General features: G+C 64.6%; 18 protein-coding genes and 2 pseudogenes. 13 read left to right on the forward strand and 7 right to left on the reverse strand.

What is annotated here, in order from left to right; genetic code table 11:
- Positions 1–32: 32 nt before the first annotated feature.
- Positions 33–707, forward strand: coding sequence for a DUF2334 domain-containing protein (locus tag CZ338_RS06905; protein ID WP_087117530.1), 675 nt, complete (start codon positions 33–35; stop codon positions 705–707).
- On the opposite strand, the gene CZ338_RS06910 is transcribed toward CZ338_RS06905, so the two are convergent.
- The 3 genes from CZ338_RS06910 to CZ338_RS06920 form a co-directional block, all read right to left on the reverse strand.
- Complete coding sequence (locus CZ338_RS06910; protein ID WP_204211897.1) at positions 704–1,618, reverse strand: metal ABC transporter permease; 915 nt, start codon at positions 1,616–1,618, stop codon at positions 704–706. The genes CZ338_RS06905 and CZ338_RS06910 overlap by 4 nt on opposite strands.
- Positions 1,615–2,328 carry a metal ABC transporter ATP-binding protein gene (locus tag CZ338_RS06915; protein WP_087117532.1) on the reverse strand — a complete coding sequence of 238 codons (714 nt, stop codon included), beginning with the start codon at positions 2,326–2,328 and terminating at the stop codon, positions 1,615–1,617. Before CZ338_RS06915 ends, CZ338_RS06910 begins: the two co-directional genes overlap by 4 nt.
- A gap of 171 nt (positions 2,329–2,499) precedes the next feature.
- A complete protein-coding gene (locus tag CZ338_RS06920; RefSeq protein ID WP_087117533.1) occupies positions 2,500–3,558 on the reverse strand; it encodes a metal ABC transporter solute-binding protein, Zn/Mn family in 1,059 nt (352 codons plus the stop codon).
- A gap of 419 nt (positions 3,559–3,977) precedes the next feature.
- On the opposite strand from CZ338_RS06920, the gene purS reads away from it, so the two are divergent.
- The 4 genes and pseudogenes from purS to CZ338_RS06940 form a co-directional block, all read left to right on the forward strand.
- Positions 3,978–4,226, forward strand: coding sequence for a phosphoribosylformylglycinamidine synthase subunit PurS (purS, locus tag CZ338_RS06925; RefSeq protein ID WP_087117534.1), 249 nt, complete (start codon positions 3,978–3,980; stop codon positions 4,224–4,226).
- 2 nt (positions 4,227–4,228) lie between these two features.
- Entirely contained in the window at positions 4,229–4,909 is a 681-nt protein-coding gene (gene purQ, locus CZ338_RS06930; protein WP_087117535.1) for a phosphoribosylformylglycinamidine synthase subunit PurQ, read from the forward strand.
- A gap of 32 nt (positions 4,910–4,941) precedes the next feature.
- Positions 4,942–6,018 (forward strand): annotated as a pseudogene (locus CZ338_RS06935) (AIR synthase-related protein); the annotation flags it as partial.
- Positions 6,019–6,139: 121 nt separating this feature from the next.
- Positions 6,140–7,474 (forward strand): annotated as a pseudogene (locus tag CZ338_RS06940) (AIR synthase-related protein); the annotation flags it as partial.
- Between the two features lie 98 nt (positions 7,475–7,572).
- Here CZ338_RS06940 and CZ338_RS06945 read toward each other — a convergent pair.
- Positions 7,573–8,580, reverse strand: a complete 1,008-nt coding sequence (locus CZ338_RS06945) for an acyl-CoA thioesterase (RefSeq protein ID WP_087117536.1) — start codon at positions 8,578–8,580, stop codon at positions 7,573–7,575.
- 30 nt (positions 8,581–8,610) lie between these two features.
- Between CZ338_RS06945 and CZ338_RS06950 the strand changes: the two genes are divergently transcribed.
- From CZ338_RS06950 to CZ338_RS06965, 4 genes are all read left to right on the forward strand, one after another.
- On the forward strand, positions 8,611–8,994 hold the full coding sequence (locus CZ338_RS06950; protein ID WP_087117537.1) for a sterol carrier family protein: 384 nt from the start codon (positions 8,611–8,613) through the stop codon (positions 8,992–8,994).
- Positions 8,995–9,045: 51 nt separating this feature from the next.
- Positions 9,046–10,545: an amidophosphoribosyltransferase gene (gene purF, locus CZ338_RS06955; RefSeq protein ID WP_087117583.1), complete on the forward strand. Its 1,500-nt coding sequence runs from the start codon at positions 9,046–9,048 to the stop codon at positions 10,543–10,545.
- Between the two features lie 4 nt (positions 10,546–10,549).
- A complete protein-coding gene (gene purM / locus CZ338_RS06960) occupies positions 10,550–11,641 on the forward strand; it encodes a phosphoribosylformylglycinamidine cyclo-ligase (RefSeq protein WP_087117538.1) in 1,092 nt (363 codons plus the stop codon).
- Between the two features lie 184 nt (positions 11,642–11,825).
- A complete protein-coding gene (locus tag CZ338_RS06965; RefSeq protein ID WP_087117539.1) occupies positions 11,826–12,041 on the forward strand; it encodes a DUF3073 domain-containing protein in 216 nt (71 codons plus the stop codon).
- Between the two features lie 74 nt (positions 12,042–12,115).
- Here CZ338_RS06965 and ygfZ read toward each other — a convergent pair whose 3' ends face one another.
- Positions 12,116–13,285: a CAF17-like 4Fe-4S cluster assembly/insertion protein YgfZ gene (gene ygfZ, locus CZ338_RS06970; protein ID WP_087117584.1), complete on the reverse strand. Its 1,170-nt coding sequence runs from the start codon at positions 13,283–13,285 to the stop codon at positions 12,116–12,118.
- Positions 13,286–13,309: 24 nt separating this feature from the next.
- Between ygfZ and CZ338_RS06975 the strand changes: the two genes are divergently transcribed.
- On the forward strand, positions 13,310–14,209 hold the full coding sequence (locus CZ338_RS06975; RefSeq protein WP_087117540.1) for an aminodeoxychorismate lyase: 900 nt from the start codon (positions 13,310–13,312) through the stop codon (positions 14,207–14,209).
- 16 nt (positions 14,210–14,225) lie between these two features.
- Here CZ338_RS06975 and CZ338_RS06980 read toward each other — a convergent pair whose 3' ends face one another.
- Positions 14,226–14,960: an FABP family protein gene (locus tag CZ338_RS06980; RefSeq protein WP_087117541.1), complete on the reverse strand. Its 735-nt coding sequence runs from the start codon at positions 14,958–14,960 to the stop codon at positions 14,226–14,228.
- Between the two features lie 15 nt (positions 14,961–14,975).
- A complete protein-coding gene (locus CZ338_RS06985) occupies positions 14,976–15,728 on the reverse strand; it encodes an LmeA family phospholipid-binding protein (RefSeq protein ID WP_235839489.1) in 753 nt (250 codons plus the stop codon).
- A 22-nt stretch (positions 15,729–15,750) separates the two neighbouring features.
- Between CZ338_RS06985 and mshD the strand changes: the two genes are divergently transcribed.
- The 3 genes from mshD (at position 15,751) to pstC (ending at position 19,420) form a co-directional block, all read left to right on the forward strand.
- Positions 15,751–16,713, forward strand: coding sequence for a mycothiol synthase (gene mshD / locus CZ338_RS06990; protein WP_087117543.1), 963 nt, complete (start codon positions 15,751–15,753; stop codon positions 16,711–16,713).
- A 259-nt stretch (positions 16,714–16,972) separates the two neighbouring features.
- Positions 16,973–18,115 (forward strand): phosphate ABC transporter substrate-binding protein PstS, encoded by a 1,143-nt coding sequence (pstS, locus tag CZ338_RS06995; protein WP_087117544.1) that lies wholly within the window; start codon positions 16,973–16,975, stop codon positions 18,113–18,115.
- Positions 18,116–18,331: 216 nt separating this feature from the next.
- On the forward strand, positions 18,332–19,420 hold the full coding sequence (gene pstC, locus CZ338_RS07000) for a phosphate ABC transporter permease subunit PstC (RefSeq protein ID WP_087117545.1): 1,089 nt from the start codon (positions 18,332–18,334) through the stop codon (positions 19,418–19,420).
- Positions 19,421–19,422: the final 2 nt, after the last annotated feature.

Consider the following 19,422-nt stretch of genomic DNA (forward strand, 5'->3'; position numbering starts at 1 on the left):
GGGGGCTTTGCTGTAGAAGTAAGATGTAGCCCATGTCCCGCCACTTGCTCGTCTCTGTTTCTTCGATTTTCGACGAGACACGCAAGGATGTGCAGAAGCTTGTCAGCGATCTTGAGCGCGAGTCGATTCCGGTCTCCCTGCTGGTCGCGCCGCACATCGACAAGAAGTGGCACTTGGCCAAGGACGCGAAGACCCGCGGATGGCTCAAGGAGCAGATGGACGGCGGGCGCGGGCTGATCCTCAATGGTTTCGACCAGCCTGTCCAAGGTCGCCGCGCGGAGTTCGCCAACCTCGAAGCTCACGAGGCCAAGCTGCGGCTCAAGGGCGCGACCCGGCAAATGGAGAAGCTCGGCTTCGAGCTGGACACCTTCGCTCCGCCGCGCTGGCGCATGTCCGACGGCACGTTGGAAGCCCTGCACAGTTTCGATTTCCGCCTCGCCGGCTCGACTCAGGGCATCCACTTCCTGCACACCGGGGAGGTCGTCTACTCACGCAACCTCTCCGTCGGTGAGGGCTTCGGTGCCGCGGGCTGGTGGCGCCGCAGTATTATCGACGCCGCTGTGCGCAGCGCCAAGCGCGGCAACACCGTGCGACTTTCCGTGTCAGGCAGGAATCTGTCCAAGAAGAAAGTTCGCGACGACTTTGTCGCCGCTGCTGTTGCCGCCGCGGGCGAGGGCCTGGAACCGGTGAACTACCGGGACCTCTAGGCTTCTCCGCTGGTCCGTGCGCTCCGATCGCGGAGTTTGTTCTGCTCGCTCTGCTGTCTAGCGGTGGTGCCGCCTACGCGACGCCGTTGCACCCCGCCGATGACCCGGCAGATCAGGTAGATGCCGAAGGAAATGAAGGCGACGAACACGCTCACCGGCACGCCCGGCGCCAGGGAGAGCACCATGCCGCCCACAGCGGAGATCTCCGCGAAGACGACTGCCCAGACGATGGCGCGTACGGGACTAGCCGTGATCTGCGTGGCGGCCGCTCCTGGCGTGATCAGCAGCGACATGACCAGCAGCGCGCCGACGATCTGCACCGATTGGGCGGACGCGATACCCACGAGGACAGCGAAGAGGACGGACATCGCGCGGACGTTCACTCCGGAGGCAGCCGCCATGACCGGGTCCGCGGAGGCGAAGAGCAGCGGGCGCCAGAGCACCGCGACTGCTACGACCACCAGCACCGTCGTGCCCGCCAGCAGCCATAGGTTCTGCCCGGAAATGCCCACGATCTGGCCCGTCAACAACGCCAGCGCACGGTTGGAGTTGCCGGGGTAGAGGTGGATGAACAGCACGGACAGGCCCATGCCGAAGCTCATCACCACACCGACCGCCGAGTCCTGCTGCCCCCTGAATCCCAGGGCGGCGAGGACGATCGCGGCGACGACGGCACCAGCCACTGCACCGATTCCGACGTTCGCGCCGAAAAGCAGCGCGGCGGAGGCACCCATGAGGGCGAGCTCCGATGTCGCGTGGACGGAAAAAGACATCTGCCGCACCACGATCAGCGGCGCCATCACGCCGGACAGGAGTCCGAGCAGCGCGCAGGCGATGAGCGTGATGTGCACGAAGTCGAGGCTGAGCAGGTACTGCGTGGTGTCCAAGGCTGTATCTAGTCCTCCCGTCACAAGACCACCATCCGTCCGTTCGCCTCGACGACGTCCACGTGCGTGCCGTACAGCTCGCTCAGCACGTCCGAACGCATCACCTCATCGACCGTCCCCACCACGTGTCCCTCCGGGCCGAGGTAGAGGACGCGGTCCACCACCGACAAGAACGGGTTGATGGAGTGCGTCACACACAGCACACCGGCGTCCAGGTCGGCCAACCGGTCGACCGTGTCCCTTTCGCGGGCGAGGTCGAGGGAGAGGAGGGGTTCGTCGGCAAGCATGAGCTCCGGCTCGCCGGCGAGTGCCTGCGCTTGGCGGATGAGTTGCTGCTGGCCGCCGGACAGGAGGCCCGCGCGCTGGTCCGCGAAACGTGTGGCGCCCACGCGTGCAAGGAGCTCGTCGACTTTGCCTGCGGGCGGCCGTCGGCGCGTGACACCGTGCGCGCACGCGAGCGAGACCAGGTCGCGGCCGCGCACGGGCAGGTCGGCGGGGAACATGTGCTGCTGCGGAATGAAACCGATGCGGTCCGTCGCGTCGACGGTGCCCGCGGTGAGACGGCGCGAACCCATGATGGCGTGCAGCAACGTCGATTTGCCCACGCCGTTCGGGCCGAGCACCGCGATGAACTCACCGCGGCGCACGGTCAGGTCCAGGCCGGACCACAGCGGGTCGACGGCGGCGCCGCGCAGCTCGAGGACCGCAGGGGTGCGGTTACCGGAAGAAGTCACTGTCTGATCAAACCACTGCTGAAAATCGATTTCAACGGCGATAGCGCGTTAGTGGCGAACGGTAACAATCGATCGGTAACCCCGCCCGTTTATGTTCATGTTTGCGCACATAACCGGCGGTTGTGGAGCATAGTTACCGATCGATAGTTACCGTTCGCGTTTCGCGCGTTCTTACGCGGCGTTCTCGCCGTGCTCGTGGCCGTGCTCGTGCTCGCCGTGGTCGTGCTCCGCGTCCTGCGGCAGGGCGCTCACGGCGTCCGCGAGCTCGCCGACGACCTGGTCGAAGTAGTCGAGGAAGTTCATGCCCTCCGGCGGGGTCTCGCGCATCTCCACAATGGGCACGTTGTTCTCGCGGGCGGCGTTGGCCAGCTGCTGCGTGGCGCTGTTCGTGCTCTGCGGGTTCACGATGAGGACGTCGACGTGGCCGGAGGTGATCTCGTCGAGGAACGCCGCGACATCCTGCACGGACGGCTCCGACTCGTTGAGCGTCGCCTTGAGGTAGCCCTCCGGGGTGATGTCGTGCAGCTCGGTGCCCCACACCAGCGGCGCGGCGATCGGCTCCGTCATTGCGACATGAGTGTGCGGGAGCGCGGCGAGCTTCTCGTCGTTGGTGTCCATCCGCTTGTCGACGTCCCCCGTCGTCCCCCCGACCCTTTCCGTCACCGCAGCCGCCACCTCTTTGACCTTCGCGGTGGAGAACCAGGCGTGCTCGAGGTCGTCGATGTCTTCCGCGGTGTGGCCGTGGCTGTGACCTTCGTGGTCGTGGGCGTGTGCCTCGTCTTCCTCGTGGCTGTGGCCTCCGTCGTCACCGTGATCGTGCTCGTGCTTGTGGGCGTCGGCTTCTTCCTTGCTCACCAGGGGGATCGCGCTGATAATGCGGTCCTGCTCGGCGACGGTGTAAAGGCTGGCGTCATAGGGGCCGCCGTTAGCGACGAGAGTGCCGGCTTCGCGTACGCGGGCGAGGTCCTTGGCGGACGGCTCGTAGTGGTGAGGGTCCATGTTGGCGCCCTCGATGATTGCTTCGACATCGTTGCCGGTGACAGCGGATGCGACATCGGCCCAGACGCTGGTGGTGGCCAGGACATTGGACGGGTCCGCGGAGTTGCTGGAGCTGTCGGGGTTGCCCGCGCTGGAGCCAGTCTTGTCGGGGGTGCAAGCGGTGAGGCTCGCACCGGCGAGCATTGCGGCAGCGACGGCGGCGGCTGAGCGGTGAACGTGCTTTTTCTTCATGTGGAATATCTAAGCAGTAATGAAAACGGTTTTCAACGCGGCGGGTGTGAACTGGTGCGGGGACGTGTGGGGAGATGCGAAGTCGGTGCAGGGCCAGGAGAGTCGGGCGGCGGATTGGAAGGGGCAGGGTTGGCATGAATCTGTTGGCATGAATCGGATGGCGGTTATGGCCAGAAGTCGCCGGTCACGGTCCATGCCAGTTAATTCATGCCCATGTGCAGGGTGAGGCGCGCCGAGGTTAGACGCACTCGGGGTTGGACGCGCCGGGGTTAGAGGTGCTCGGGGTTAGAGCCGCGCCGGGTCCGGGGTGCAGCACTTGGGCGTTTTGGGGAGACGGGAAACGTGAGAAAAAGGGAATGGGCGGGGTGTCGGATATACTGAACCGCGTCTTCAGACCCCCAAGACTGTGAAGGATTCTCATGGCACGAGTCGTTGTCAATGTCATGCCCAAGGCTGAAATTCTGGATCCGCAAGGCCAGGCCGTGCACCGTGCGCTGGGGCGCATCGGGGTGAACGGGGTGACCGATGTCCGTCAAGGTAAGCGCTTCGAGCTCGAGGTGGCTGACTCTGTCACGGACGAGGAGCTGAACCGCGTCGCGGAGACGCTGCTCACTAACACCGTGATCGAGGACTTCGTCGTCGTGCGCGAGGGCGAAGGGGAGGCTTAAGCATGACAGCGACCATCGGGGTGATCACGTTCCCCGGCACGCTTGATGACGTTGATGCGCTCCGCGCCGTCCGTCTCGCTGGCGCAGAGCCGAAGTCGCTCTGGCATGCGGACCAGGACCTGACGGGAATTGATGCCGTCATCGTTCCGGGTGGTTTCTCCTACGGCGACTACTTGCGCTCCGGCGCGATCGCGGCGATGGCGCCGATGATGAACGCCGTCGTCGAAGCCGCTGGCAAGGGCATGCCGGTGCTGGGCATCTGCAACGGTTTCCAGATCCTCACGGAATCTGGCCTTTTGCCGGGTGCACTGACCCGCAACAAGGGGCTGCACTTCCACTGCACCGACACCTACCTTGAAGTGGCCAACGCGGAGACAGCGTGGACTAGCGAGTTCGAGGCTGGCCAGAAGATCCTCGTCCCGGCCAAGCACGGGGAGGGGCGCTTCCAGGCGGACCAGGCTACCGTCGACAAGCTGGAAGCCGAGGGCCGGGTGGTGTTCCGCTACACCGACAACTTCAACGGATCGATGAACGGCATCGCTGGTGTGACCAGTGAGAACCGCCGCGTTGTGGGGCTCATGCCGCACCCGGAGCACGCCATCGATCTGCTCACGGGGCCGTCCACCGACGGGCTGGGATTGATCCAGTCCGCCATCGCCGAAATCTCGAAGATCGGAGCGTGATTCGCGTGACCGCACAGGAAAAGAACCCGCACGTGCACAACGACACTGTTGAGGCCGCGAAGGCGACGCCGGAGCAGGAGCAGCCCTACGCGGCGCTGGGCCTGAAGGACGACGAGTACGCCCGCATCCGCGAGATTCTGGGCCGCCGCCCGACGGACGCCGAGCTCACCGTCTACTCGGTCATGTGGTCCGAGCACTGCTCCTACAAGTCCTCTAAGGTGCACCTGCGCTACTTCGGCGAGACCATGACGGAGGAGATGGGTGCGAAGCTGCTCGCCGGCATCGGCGAGAACGCCGGCGTGGTGGACATCGGTGACGGCAACGCCGTGACTTTCCGCGTGGAGTCCCACAACCACCCGTCTTACGTGGAGCCGTACCAGGGCGCCGCAACCGGCGTCGGCGGCATTGTCCGCGACATCATGGCTATGGGTGCCCGCCCGATCGCCGTGATGGACCAGCTGCGCTTCGGCCCGGCTGACGCGGACGACACGAAGCGCGTCCTGCCGGGTGTTGTCTCCGGTGTCGGCGGCTACGGCAACTCGCTTGGTCTGCCGAATATCGGTGGCGAGACTTCCTTCGATGCCACCTATGCGGGCAACCCTCTGGTCAACGCGCTGTGCGTGGGCACGCTGAAGGTCGAGGACCTGAAGCTCGCGTTCGCATCCGGCCAAGGCAACAAGGTCATGCTCTTCGGCTCGCGCACGGGTCTCGACGGCATTGGCGGTGTATCCGTGCTCGCCTCCGAGACTTTCGAGGACGGTGCGGAGCGCAAGCTGCCAGCCGTCCAGGTCGGCGACCCGTTCGCGGAGAAGGTCCTCATCGAGTGCTGCCTGGAGCTCTACGGCGCTGACGTCGTTGTGGGCATCCAGGACCTCGGTGGCGCGGGTCTCGCCTGCGCCACCTCCGAGCTGGCCGCGTCGGGCGACGGCGGCATGCGCGTCAACCTCGACGCTGTGCCGCTGCGCGCGGAGAACATGACCGCGGCGGAGATCCTCGCCTCCGAGTCCCAGGAACGCATGTGCGCCGTGGTGGCTCCGGAAAACGTGGAGAAATTCAAGGCCATCTGCGCTAAGTGGGATGTCGCCTGCGCGGAGATCGGCGAGGTCACCGGCGAAACTGACCGCCTCATCATCGAGCACAACGGCGACATCGTCCTGGACGCCCCGCCGTCGACCATCGCCGATGAAGCACCCGTTTACGAGCGCCCGTGGGCGCGCCCGGAGTGGCANCATGTGCGCCGTGGTGGCTCCGGAAAACGTGGAGAAATTCAAGGCCATCTGCGCTAAGTGGGATGTCGCCTGCGCGGAGATCGGCGAGGTCACCGGCGAAACTGACCGCCTCATCATCGAGCACAACGGCGACATCGTCCTGGACGCCCCGCCGTCGACCATCGCCGATGAAGCACCCGTTTACGAGCGCCCGTGGGCGCGCCCGGAGTGGCAGGACGGGGTGCAGGAGCAGGTGGACGTCGAAAAGCCGGCTGATGTCGCGGACGCGTGGCTGCAGCTCGTCGCGTCCCCGGCGCTGTGCTCGCGCGACTGGATCACCGAGCAATACGACCGTTACGTGCGCGGTAACACCGTTCAAGCGCGCCACGCGGATTCGGGTGTCCTGCGTATCGACGAAACGTCCGGCCGCGGCGTCTCCGTCTCCGCCGATGCGTCCGGCCGCTACACCTACCTGGACCCGAACATGGGCGCTCGCCTCGCGCTGGCGGAGTCCTACCGCAACGTTGCAGTCACCGGTGCCCGCCCGGTGGCCGTGACCAACTGCCTCAACTTCGGTTCCCCGGAGAACCCCGACGTGATGTGGCAGTTCCGCGAGGCTGTGCACGGCCTCGCCGACGGCGCGAAGGAGCTGGGTATCCCTGTTTCCGGCGGCAACGTCTCCTTCTACAACCAGACCGGTGAGACCCCGATTCTGCCTACCCCTGTGGTCGGTGTGCTGGGTGTCATCGACAACGTAGCGCACTCCGTGAGCCACCGCGTGGTCAACAACGGCGACTCCGATGTCCTGGTCCTGCTCGGCGAGACCAAGGACGAGTTCGGCGGCTCCGTGTGGCAGGACATCTCCGGCGCCGGCCTGTCCGGCCTTCCGCCGCAGGTGGACCTGGCTAACGAGGCGAAGCTGGCGGACTTCTTCTGCGGCTCGGCGGAAAACGAGAAGGAATCCGGCGCTGCATTTGGCCTCACCGCCGCCCACGATCTCTCTGAGGGCGGTCTGGGCCAGGCTGTGTTCGAGATGCTTAAGGACACCGGTAAGGGTGCGGAGCTCGACCTGACCAACGTGCACGAGGACGCGTTCACCGCACTGTTCTCCGAGTCCGCATCCCGCGTGCTCGTGGCGTGCAGCCCGGACCGCGTCGACCGCGTTGTCGCTGAAGCTGGTGAGCTGGGTATTCCGGCTGCTGTCATCGGTTCGACGAACTTGACCGGCGAGATCACCTTCGCAGATGGCACTCCGGCCGCGGGCCAGTCCGTCAGCATGGAGGCGCTGCGCACCGCCTGGGCTGGAACCCTGCCGGGCTTGTTCGCGCACGCGGATGCGCCGAACGCAGCGGTGTAGAGATACAGAAACCGTAGCTACGCGAAAAGCGCCGGGGGGATGATCCCCTCGGCGCTTTAGCGTTGCGCGGCTGCGCGCCTACCGCTGGAACATGCGCCCTAGTCGGTGCGCTGGCTCGACGGGTTCGGGGATACCAGCGGCATGGGGCGGTACTCCTCGCGCAGCTCCTTGAGCACCTCGGCGTGCTCCCACAAGGCCTTGTCCTCGTCGGTCTCGGGGACGAACTGGCGGGCCTTCATCGGGGCGCCGTCGATGTCGGTGGCCACGTAGGTGAAGGTTGCGTGGATGGCGGTCTGAAGGTTCTCGCGGCCCCCGCGCGGGTCACCGGACCGGACGTGGGTGCTCACGCTCATGGAGCGCTCGCCGGTGCGGGTCATGCGGGCGTCAACCTCGATGAGGTCGCCGATGGAGATGGGACGGTAGAAGCGGATTCCGCCGGCGTAAACGGCAGCGGTTTGCTCGCCGGACCACTCCATCGTGCAGGAGGTGCCGGCGGAGTCGATCCACTCCATGGCGGTGCCGCCGTGGACTTTTCCGCCCCAGTTGATGTCTGTCGGTTTGGCCATGAAGCGGTGGATGACGCGCGGGGCGCGTGATTCGCCGTCGTAGGTCTGCTTCAGCATCTCGTCCTCGATGTTCTTGCGCAGCTGAAGGCGGGATTTGGCGGCCTGCTCGACGCGCTTTTCTTCCTCGGTGGTGGGCACGTACTTAGCCACTTCCATGCCCTTGCCGGTCTCCGGGTCCTTGGCCACGAAGATGACCAGGCAGTCGCAAGCGCGAGTGAACACGCCTTCGCGCGGATCGGCGGAAAGCACTTCGTTGACGATGTGCATGGAAGAACGCCCGGTCATGGCGATGCGGGAGCGGACTTCCACGATGTGGCCGGACGGGATTGGACGGGTGAAATGAATGTGCCCCACGTAAGCGGTTACGCAGTAAGTCGAGGACCACTGCACGGCGCATGCGTAGGCGGCTTTGTCGATCCATTCCAGCACGCGGCCGCCAGAAACGCCTTGTGCACCGGCGTGGAGGACGTCGGTGGGGGCGGCCATGAATCGGAGGGTGATGGATGAGGGCTTGTCTACAGGTTCCGCTGTCTCGGTCATTTCTGTGAGTTTAATACGTAGACTGCTCCCATGGCTCCTAAGAACGACCCCCAGGCAACCCGCGCCGCGGTAGATGCGGTCAAAGGGTGGATCGAGGACCCGGAAGGTGAGCCGCGTCCGTCACGTCAGCTGATTGCAGACGCTTGTCGACGCACCGTGCGCGCCCTCGCCGACGAACTCCCCGGACACACTGTGGAACTCAGAGTGCCCCCGTTCGTGGCTGTTCAGTGTGTGGAAGGCCCCCGGCACACGCGTGGCACGCCCCCGAATGTGGTGGAGATGACGCCGGAGGTGTGGTTGCAGTTGGCCGCGGGAAAAGTGGACTTCACTGAAGCCGTGGCGGACGGACGGATTGAGGCATCCGGTTCCCGTGCCGGTGAGGTCGCCGCCGGGTTGCCGGTGATTGCCCTCTAGGTGGATGAATCCACTAGGGTTGAGCGCGTGCAAAGCCTAAATGCTGATGCTATCGATGCCGCTAACGCTCGCGCATTGCCGGATCTGGAGGCCGAGGAGAATGAGCCGCGCGAGGAGTGCGGCGTATTCGGCGTATGGGCGCCGGGTGAGGATGTCTCCAAACTGACGTATTTCGGGCTCTTCGCCTTGCAGCACCGAGGCCAAGAGGGAGCTGGCATTGCGGTAGGCGATGACGGCCGCATCGTGGTGTTCAAGGACAGCGGGTTGGTGTCCCAGGTCTTTGATGAGGCGATCCTGGACGCGCTGCAGGGCGATGTGGCGATCGGCCACACACGCTATTCCACGGCGGGTGCGCAGAACTGGGAGAACGTCCAGCCGATGTTCCGTACGTCGCCAAACGGCACGGATGTCTCCCTCGCCCATAACGGCAACCTGGTGAACTATAAGACGCTGCAGGATGAGGCGATCCGCCGCAAGCTCGTGCCAGCGGAAGGTGTCGAGGGACAGGGCTCGTCGTCGGATACTGCCGTCGTGTCGGCTCTGCTTGCGGACGGTGTCAGGGACGACCGCACCCTCCTTGACTCTGCCCGGGAACTACTCCCGACCTTGAAGGGCGCGTTCTGTCTCGTCTTCACCGACGGCAAGACCCTGTACGCCGCACGCGACCCGCACGGTGTGCGACCGCTGTCGCTCGGCCGCTTGGAGCAGGGCTGGGTGATCGCGAGCGAGACTGCGGCCTTGGATATCACCGGTGCGTCGTTCGTCCGCGATATCGAGCCGGGAGAGCTCATCGCCATTGACTCTTCGGGTATTCACTCTGAGCGTTTCGCCGATGCAACCCCGAAGACGTGCGTGTTTGAGTACGTCTACATCGCCCGCCCCGATTCGGTGGTGGAGGGCACCACGGTCAATGCGGCCCGCTTAGAGATCGGCCGGCGCCTGTCTCATGTGGCGCCGGTGGACGGCGATGTGGTCATGCCGGTGCCGGAGTCCGGTACCCCCGCGGCGATCGGGTACGCCGAGGAATCCGGCATCCCGTTCGCGCAGGGATTGATGAAGAACGCCTATGTGGGCCGCACCTTCATCCAGCCGTCCGACACCTTGCGCCAGCTGGGTCTGAGGTTGAAGCTCAACCCGGTGCGCGAGATCATCGAGGGCAAATCGCTCATTGTTGTCGACGACTCGATTGTCCGCGGCAACACGCAGCGCAAACTTATCCGGATGCTGCGTGAAGCGGGCGCGGCGGAGGTTCACGTCCGCATCGCGTCGCCACCGGTGAAATGGCCGTGCTTCTACGGCATCGACTTCGCCAGCCCGGGCGAGCTCATTGCTAACAACGCCGGAGGCAACGATGAAGCGGTGGCGGAGAATATCTGCCGCGTCATCGGCGCCGATTCCCTGGCGTTCGTGACTATTGACGACATGATTTCCTCCACCGGCAAACCCGCCAACAATCTGTGCGCCGCCTGCTTCGACGGCCACTACCCGCTCGGGCTTCCCGAGCACAATGCCAACGCTGACGCCGTGCGGCGTATCCAGGAAGGGATGTAGCACCATGACCACCCCCGACAACCAGAAGCCGGACACTGCCGACGCTTCCGTTTCCTACGCCGCCGCCGGTGTGGACATTGAGGCCGGCGACAAGGCCGTCGAGCTCTTCGCCCCCCACGCCAAGCGTGCGACCCGCCCGGAGGTCCGCGGCAGCCTCGGTGGCTTCGCCGGGCTCTTCGCCCTGGGCAAGTACAAGGAGCCGCTGCTGGCCGCCGGTTCCGACGGTGTGGGGACGAAGCTCGCCGTTGCCCAGGCCATGGACAAGCACGACACCATCGGCATCGACCTCGTGGCCATGTGCGTCGACGACCTTGTCGTGTGCGGTGCGGAGCCGTTGTTCCTGCAGGACTACATCGCGGTGGGCAAGGTCGTGCCGGAGAAGGTGGCCACGATTGTCGGCGGCATCGCCGAAGGATGCGTCCAGGCGGGGTGCGCGCTGCTCGGCGGCGAGACCGCTGAGCACCCGGGCGTCATGGGGGAGGATGAGTACGATGTCTCCGCCACCGCCGTCGGTGTCGTGGAGGCGGACGAGCTGCTCGGTCCGGACCGCGTGCGCGACGGCGATGTGATCATCGGTATGGCATCCTCCGGCCTGCACTCCAACGGCTACTCGCTGGCACGCCACGTCCTGCTGGAGAAGGCGGGCCTGCCGCTCGACGGGCACATCGAGGAGCTCGGCCGCACCCTCGGTGAGGAGCTTCTGGAGCCCACCCGCATCTACTCCCTCGACTGCCTCGCTTTGGCGCACGAGTGCCAGGTGCGCACTTTCTGCCACGTCACTGGCGGCGGCTTGGCGGGCAACATGGAGCGCGTCATCCCCGAGGGCAAGGTCGCGGAGATGCACCGCGCGTCCTGGGAGCCGCCCCAGATCTTCCGCACTATCCGCACCGTGGGCAAGGTGCCCGACGTGGAGATGGAGAAGACCTTCAACATGGGTGTGGGCATGGTCGCGATCGTCGCGCCCGAAGACCGGGACCGCGCGCTGGCCATGCTCACCGCGCGCCACATCGACTGCTGGGAGCTCGGCGTCGTCCGCACCGCTACCGAGGAGGACGGCGGGAGCCGCGCGACGCTCGTTGGTTCGCACGTGCACTAAGCCGTCTGTTCCTCTCAGTTTCGCCTGCGCCGACTCTTCTTCCCGGAGTTAGTGCAGGTCAAGAGCGCAAGCGACATAATTTGACTCGCACGCTATTATGGCATGCAGGACAAATTTTCAGACGTTTTCAAAAGGGCCGCCGACTATTTGAGCCGCTCTTTAGACACCTCAAGGGGGTCACGCCATGGGTCGCGGACGCGCCAAAGCAAAGCAGACCAAGGTCGCACGCCAGTTGAAGTACAACACGCCCGACATGGATCTTGATTCGCTCCAGCGGGAGCTCGCGGGCAAGGCCCCTTCCAACCAGTGGGACGACAACTACGACTCGGACGACGACTACGATGTCGATCCGCAGTACGCCGAGTACGCCGACTGGGACGCTGACGAGGATGAGCGTTAGTTAGATCCGTCTGATTTCCGCGAGAGAAAACCCCAGGTCGCATGTTGCGCCTGGGGTGCGGAAGTCATACGCGTCTAACGTTCGCGTCCGCGCAGCTTATCGACGGCGCGTCGCCCCGCCCTTTCCCCCTCATCCGCCGGCAGGGAATCGATGTCCACGGCGGCGGTGACCGTCATCGTGCCGTTTTCCTCGTCTCCAGCCTCGATCTCTAGGGTGATGCCCGCAGGCGTCTGTCCGGCTTGAGGGGCATCGCTGGTGGGGATATTCAATGCAGAGCGCTTCACCAGTGCCAGTGCGATCGGACCGTAGTCGCAGTCGTGCGCGACGGTGCCTAGCCTGCCCACGGTGCGGCCACCCATGGTGATGGGGGAGCCCGCAGCAGGTTCCGCAGGGGCAGAGCCATCTAGGTGGACCAGCACGAGGAGACGCGGGGAGCGCCCGAGGTTCTCCACACGCGCTACTGTCTCCTGCCCGCGGTAGCAGCCCTTATTCAGGTGGACGGCACCGAGGTGCCCGCCACGAGCGATAAGTGTGGGAGCTTCATGGGGGATGGACTTCTCGTCCAAATCGGCGCGTTGCTCGGGCTCGAGAGCTTTGACGCGTTCGGCGGTGAAGGCCATCAGTCCGGCGCGCTCCAAGCCCGAATCGGGGCCGGTGAGTGTGCGGTAAGCGTCCGCGAGCTGCTCGCGGGGGACCGCGATGTCAATGCGCCGCGGGCCTGCCCAATCCACTTCGCGGGTGAATACCGCCTCGACGGGTTCCGGCACCGCGAAGGATCCGGGTGCGCCGAGCACAGTAATGATGCCCAGGTCGGCTTCCTCGACGGTCACTTCAGACCAGAAGATCATCTTTGTCAGGTAGTCCAGGAAGGACTGGCCGGCATAGGACGGTGTGTCCAGGTAGAAGGTGTCGCCCACGCGCGTGATGTCGGCGTGGTGCAGGATGTGGCCCTGCATATCCAAGTCGCACGCGGCGGCACTGAACCCGACGGGGGCATCGTCGAGCTTCTGCGAGAGCAGGTTGTTCAGGAATACCGGGGCATCCGGTCCAGCCACGCGGATCACGCAGCGGTGGCTGCGGTCGACGGCAACACCGCCGCGCTCCACGAAACGCTGTTCCCGCAGGGGGTCGCCGTAGTGGGAGGGGACGCCGGCGGCGTCGATAAGCGTGCTCGTGGCGTCGGGCAGCTCGGCCGCTCCATTGAAACTCAGTAGGGGCGAACGGTAGTTTTTCACGGAGCTGATTCTACGCGGGCATAATGGGCCGGTATGGGCCCCAATCACGCTGTCATTTATCTCGTTGAGCCGTTCGGCGGCTCCATGCGGCGGCAGAACGCGAACTTGCCGCACGTGTACTGGGACGACGCGGCGGTGACGCGCGGGGACGGCTGTTTTGAGACGATCCTGGTCACCGGCGGCGCCCCGACGAACGTGGACGCGCACTTGAAGCGCTTCACTAATTCCGCGCGGCTGCTGGACCTCCCGGAGCCGCCTCTGGATACGTGGCGCGCCGCCACAGAGCAGGCAGTGGCGGATTTCGTGCGCGAATCGGGACTAGAGCCGGAGGAGGTGGAGGCGAAATGCCAGTGGACGTACACCCGCGGCCGTGAATCCACCGGTGTGCCCAGCGCGTGGGTGACGGTGCGTCCGATCCCGCGCGAGCAGATCGAGCTACGCGAACGCGGCGCGAAAGTCATGACCGCTCCGCGCGGCTATACGCTCGCGGCGACGGACGAGACCCCGTGGCTCACTGTCGGGGCGAAGACGCTCAATTACGCGGCGGCGATGTCCGCCCTGCGGTGGGCGAAGGGCAAAGGTTTCGACGATGTCATCTACATCGACCCGACCACGGGCCGCGTGCTTGAGGGAGCGACCTCGTCCATCATCGCGGTTCGCGGTGACAAACTGCGCACCCCTACCACGGGTGGCGATGTCCTACCCGGGACGACGCAGGCCGCGGTGTTCAAACAGGCCGAGAAAAACGGCTGGCGCTGCAAGGAAAAGGACTTCGACGTCGACTACCTGCTCAGCGCAGATCAGGTCTGGCTGGTCAGCTCCGTGCGCGGAGGCGTGCGCGTCACGGCTATCGACGGCACGAAGCTCCCCGCTCCCGGCAAAAAAGAAGAAGCGAAGCTGCGCAAGCTCATCAGCGTGGCGATGGCCAGCTAGAGCACGCAGTGGGACTCTAGCCGGCGATTCGCTTCAGTTCGGCGGACATGTAGGGGATGAAGACGAGTTCGTCTTCGGCGGTGCCGCCCGCCACGCGCTCATCGACCCAGCCCAGGTTGTTGTTGGGCATCAGTCCGTACATGCGCTTGCCCGGGCCGTGGTTGGCGGGGCCGGATTCCGTCGCGATCGTGGAGGCGGACGTGATCTGCCACGCGCGCTCATTGACCGGGGAACCGTAGAGGATCTCCACCAAGCCGCGGGAATTAGTCAGTGTCATCTCGATCTCGTCCTTCAGCGAGATGCGCCAGAAACCGGTCTCGCGCTGGTCGGCACCGACAGCGTTGCCTTCAGCGTCGATGCGCCAGATGCGGGAGTCGAATTTCAGGTAATTCTCGCCGTCGTGTGAGATGACCAGCTGCTGGCCGAATGCGTATTCCACCGGGTCCTCGTCGGGGGAGGCCGGGAGCTCTACTGCCTGGCCCGTGCCCTGCCACACGCCCACCAGCGGCAGGAGGCCCAACAAGCCGTCGTGCAGGTTTGGGCCCTGGCGCAGGTTCGCGGTGTCGTCCGGGAGAGGGATCTCGTCCAGGCCCAGCGCCGGAATATTGCGGTGGGCGGTGTTCTTGGACTGCTCCGCCGCGAGGTTGACGGCGTCGTTGCTGTTCAGTGTGTTCGCTGCGGGGGTCTCGGTGCCCGCAGGATTCTCAATGTTGTCAGCGTTGTTATTAGCGTTCTCAGTGTTATCGCTCATGCCCGTCAAGGGTAGTCATCCGTTGGCTGGAGAAGCGATAGGGGAGAGTAGCTCCGGAGTCACAGTCACCGCGTGCTGTTGCGCAGAGAACCTGATGGAGCCGCCCGTCACCTCCACTTTGTCGGCCTGCGCGCCGATCGGGATCTTCCGGGTATCCAGCTCCAAAGTGTAGGCATCGGCGACGGCGGGAATGAGGTCCGCTGGGACGTCGATAAGCTGCTTCGGCTCCATGCGGAACGTCGTGCCGTCGAGGCGGAGGGTGACCACGGCGGACGTCTTTTTGTCGGTGCCGGGGACCGTGCCGGTGAGCTGCGCCTCGCTGGCGGTGCCGCCGGTCGGCGAAATATCGTACGGATTGGCGATGTCCAGGTCCGTCATCCCGAGCAGCTGCCCGAACGCGACGCCGTCGAGCGAGAGAGTGTGCTCCACCCGCTTCGCCTGACTGCCCGCGAAGTCGGCGTTGAGCGCTTTGTCCGCATTGATAATGATGTCGTAGATGTCGGTGCGCGAGTTGGCGATTCCCACGCCTTCAACGTCGACATCCAGAGCCTGGAAGCTCACGCGCGGAACCTTGCCCGTGACCGCGACCTGCGCGAACGGAAAACCGCCGACGTACGTGTCCGGGTCCGCCGGAAGACCGTCAGCCTCCCGCGCGTTGGCGGCAAGCGTGCGCTCCACATTCGCGGCAACGGCGGCATCCGCCCCGAACGCGACCGCGACAATGCCCGCGAGCACACCCGCCGCGGCAGCCAAACCCTTCGCCTTCATGCCTTTACCGTAGCCTGGGGGCATGACACAGGGTTTGTCCGGAGTGCAACGCGTCGATCTCACGTCCGAGTCCCCGCTGCTCAACGCCGTGCGCGGCATACTGGACCGCGCGCACACGACAGACGGGGTGGAGGCTTTGTCCGAAGGCTTCACTAAAGAGCTCGGCCGGGCATCCGACCACGTTCATTGGGCATTGCTTATCGACGGCGCACCCATCTCCCTCGCCGCCTGCGCCCCCGACGGTTCCGCCGAATTGGTCGTGGATCCCGCTGAGCGCAGAAACGGTCACGGCACACAGATAGCTGAGGTGGTACTGGACGAACGGCCCACTGCCGGTCTGTGGGCGCACGGAAATCTTCCCGCGGCGCAGGCTCTAGCCAAGAAGCTTTCGTTGTCGCCGACCCGTGAATTGCTGGTGATGGCGATCGAGGGCTCCGCGATGGAGGCTGTCAGCGGTACTGGTGCCGCAGCGGAAGTCCTGGGGGACGGCTTCGTCGAGTTGAGTTACACCGACTCCGTCGAACGCTGGGGACGCGAGGCTGTCGAGCATGCCTGGCTGGATGTCAACAACGATGCTTTCTCCTGGCACCCCGAACAGGGGGGCTGGACGCTCGATGCATTACGCGACGCGATGGACACCTCGTGGTTCGATCCCGCGGGCGTGCGGTTTCTGTGGGCAGGGGGTGCGGATGCGTCCTCTCAGCTCCCTGAGCTCGCCGGTTTCCACTGGACCAAGCGCCATTCCGCAGAAATGGGGGAAGTCTATGTCGTGGGCCTCTCCTCCGATTTCCGTGGCCGAGGGCTCGGCGACCCGCTCATGCGCGCCGGGCTCGAGCATCTCGCCGCCGGCGGATCGCGCCGGGTGATTCTCTATGTCGAGGCGGACAATGGCCCAGCGGTGCGCCGCTATGAGTCGATGGGCTTTAAGGTCGCGGAGAAGCACGTGGTGTATTCGGCGCGCGGGGATGAGACGGCTGACGCGTAGTAGCGCGGATCCCGCGCCTCAGGAGCTTCCCGAGGTGCGCATTCGTCGCTGAATGTGTCATAGAACGCACCACTAATTCACAGGAGTCCCCAAAGTTAACGCATTGTTCATCGTTTAGGGGGCTATTGGTTAACGCGGGACCCGTAGCTTTCCCAGTTGTGAGCACTCAGGCTCGGATACACGTGTGCCGGTAGGCACCTCCGGTTGCCTGAGACCGATGCTCAGAAGCAATCTGAATTCGCACCGGAAAGGTATCCCCGTGATCCGTAACATCAAGCGCTCTGCAGCAATCGCAGGTATTGCTGCACTGACCTCTGTGACCCTCGTTGCATGCGGTGACTCCAACGAAAACAACACTGAGAACAGCAACGGCGGCAACGACACCAACGCCTCCCAGGACGGCGGCTCCATCGAGGGCCTGTCCGGCCAGACCGGTCAGCTCGTCGCTGAGGGTGCTACCTCCCAGGCAAACGCAATGGACTACTTCGGTGCCCGCTACTCCGAGGAGGTTCCGGGCGCGAACCTTGCGTACAACGCAACCGGTTCCGGCTCCGGCATCAAGAACTTCATCGGTAACCAGGCGACCTTCGCCGGCTCCGACTCCGCTCTGAAGGAAGACAAGGGCGAGGTTGAGGCCGCTAAGCAGCGCTGCGGCGGCAACGACGCATGGCACCTGCCGATGGTCATCGGCCCGGTCGCCGTTGCATACAACCTGAAGGACGTCGACCAGCTGAACCTCACCGTCGACAACATCGTCGAGATCTTCGACGGCACCATCACCAAGTGGAACGACCCGAAGATCGCCGAGAACAACAAGGACGCGAAGCTTCCGGACACCAACATCTCCGTGATCTACCGCTCCGACGAGTCCGGTACCTCCGACAACTTCCAGAAGTTCCTGTCTTCCGCTTCCAACGGCAAGTGGACCGGCGAGGGCAAGGCCTTCCCGCAGGGCGTCGGTGCTGGCGCTAACGGCTCCACCGCAGTCGCAGAGCAGGTCAACGCGACCGAGGGTGCAATCACCTACGTTGAGGCTGGCTACGCTCACGACCTCGACCTTGGTACCGCGAACATCGACTTCGGCGCTGGCCCGGTCGAGCTGTCCGACGAGTCCGTCAACAAGGCTCTGGACAACGTCGAGTTCAAGGGCGAGGGCAACGACCTCGTTGTCGACTCCAAGGCCCTGTTCGCTTCCCAGAACGAGGGTGCTTACCCGCTGATCCTCACCACCTACGAGATCGTCTGCTCCAAGGGCTACGACGAGGAGACCAAGAACATGGTCAAGGACTTCCTGACCGTCGTTCTCGAGTCCCAGGACGAGGAGCTCGCTGACGCAGGCTTCATCCCGGTCAAGGGTGAGTTCGCTGACAAGCTGAAGGCCTCCGTCGACGCCATCAGCTAAGACTGTGTCCCCCCGCTTTCAGTCCTCACAGTCTGAAAGCACGATGTGCCCCCCGCCACCGCTGTGAGTTGGGGGGCATGTCTACGTGATGGGTGATTCGTAGAACGGCGTTTTGCACAACGCTGCACAACAGCGGTCGCCCCGGAAAATGCGCTAGCGGGCCGCGGTTGGTCCACTCCCGCACACTGAACTTCACAAACCAAAGGAATCGTCACTATGGCTGACAATGAATTGCCGGCAACTGAGCACGACGATCGCGGAGCCGGCCCCGCCACCCGCGAAGACCCTGTCGTGGGCACGTCGCAGGCTACTCCGCGTGAGAAGGGCCAAGATCCCGCTACGTCCAACACCCCCGCCGCTGGCACTGCGTCTTCCGGTGCTGGCGTGAAGCGCCCGGGTGACCGTGTCTTCGAGGCACTGTCCACCATTTCTGCCGCTCTGATCACCGTGATCATCATCGCGGTGGGCCTGTTCCTCCTCGTCCAGGCGTTTGATCCGCTGCGTCTGAACAAGGAGAACTTCCTCACCTACGGCGGCCAGTGGCAGACCGCAAACCTGGAGAACATGCAGTTCGGTATCCCGAACCTGTTCTTCACCACGGTCACGGTCTCCGTTATCGCCCTGATCATCGCTATGCCGGTCGCGCTCGGTATCGCGATCTTCCTGTCCAACTACGCGCCGAAGCAGCTGGTCCGCCCGCTGGCAACGCTGGTGGACATGCTCGCCGCTGTCCCGTCGATCGTCTACGGTCTGTGGGGTGCGCAGGTCCTCGGCCCGAAGCTGTCCGGCCTGTACAAGTGGATCCACTCCTGGGGCGGCGACTTCGTCCTGTTCAAGCAGTACGCCAACTCCCCGTCGTTCGACACCGGCCGCAACATGCTCACCGGTGGCATCGTTTTGGCCATCATGATTCTCCCGGTCATCGCGGCGACCGCGCGCGAGATCTTTGTGCAGACCCCTCCCGGCCAGATCGAGTCGGCTCTGGCACTGGGTGCCACCCGTTGGGAGGTCATCCGCATGACGGTCCTGCCGTTCGGCCTCTCCGGCTTCATCGCTGGTTCGATGCTCGGTCTCGGACGTGCGCTGGGTGAGACCATGGCTCTCTACATGGTTGTCTCCCCGGGTCCCGAGTTCCGCGGCTCGCTTTTCGACGGCGGCTCCACCTTCGCAACCGCCATCGCGAACGCCTCTGCGGAGTTCAACAACCCGACCTCGGCCGGTGCTTACATCGCCGCGGGTCTGGTCCTGTTCCTCCTGACCTTCATCGTCAACTCGATCGCCCGCGCGATCGTCAACAAGAAGTAGGT

Origin of the sequence: Corynebacterium urinipleomorphum, from assembly GCF_900155535.1 — a bacterium.
Taxonomy (GTDB): Bacteria; Actinomycetota; Actinomycetes; order Mycobacteriales; family Mycobacteriaceae; genus Corynebacterium; species Corynebacterium urinipleomorphum.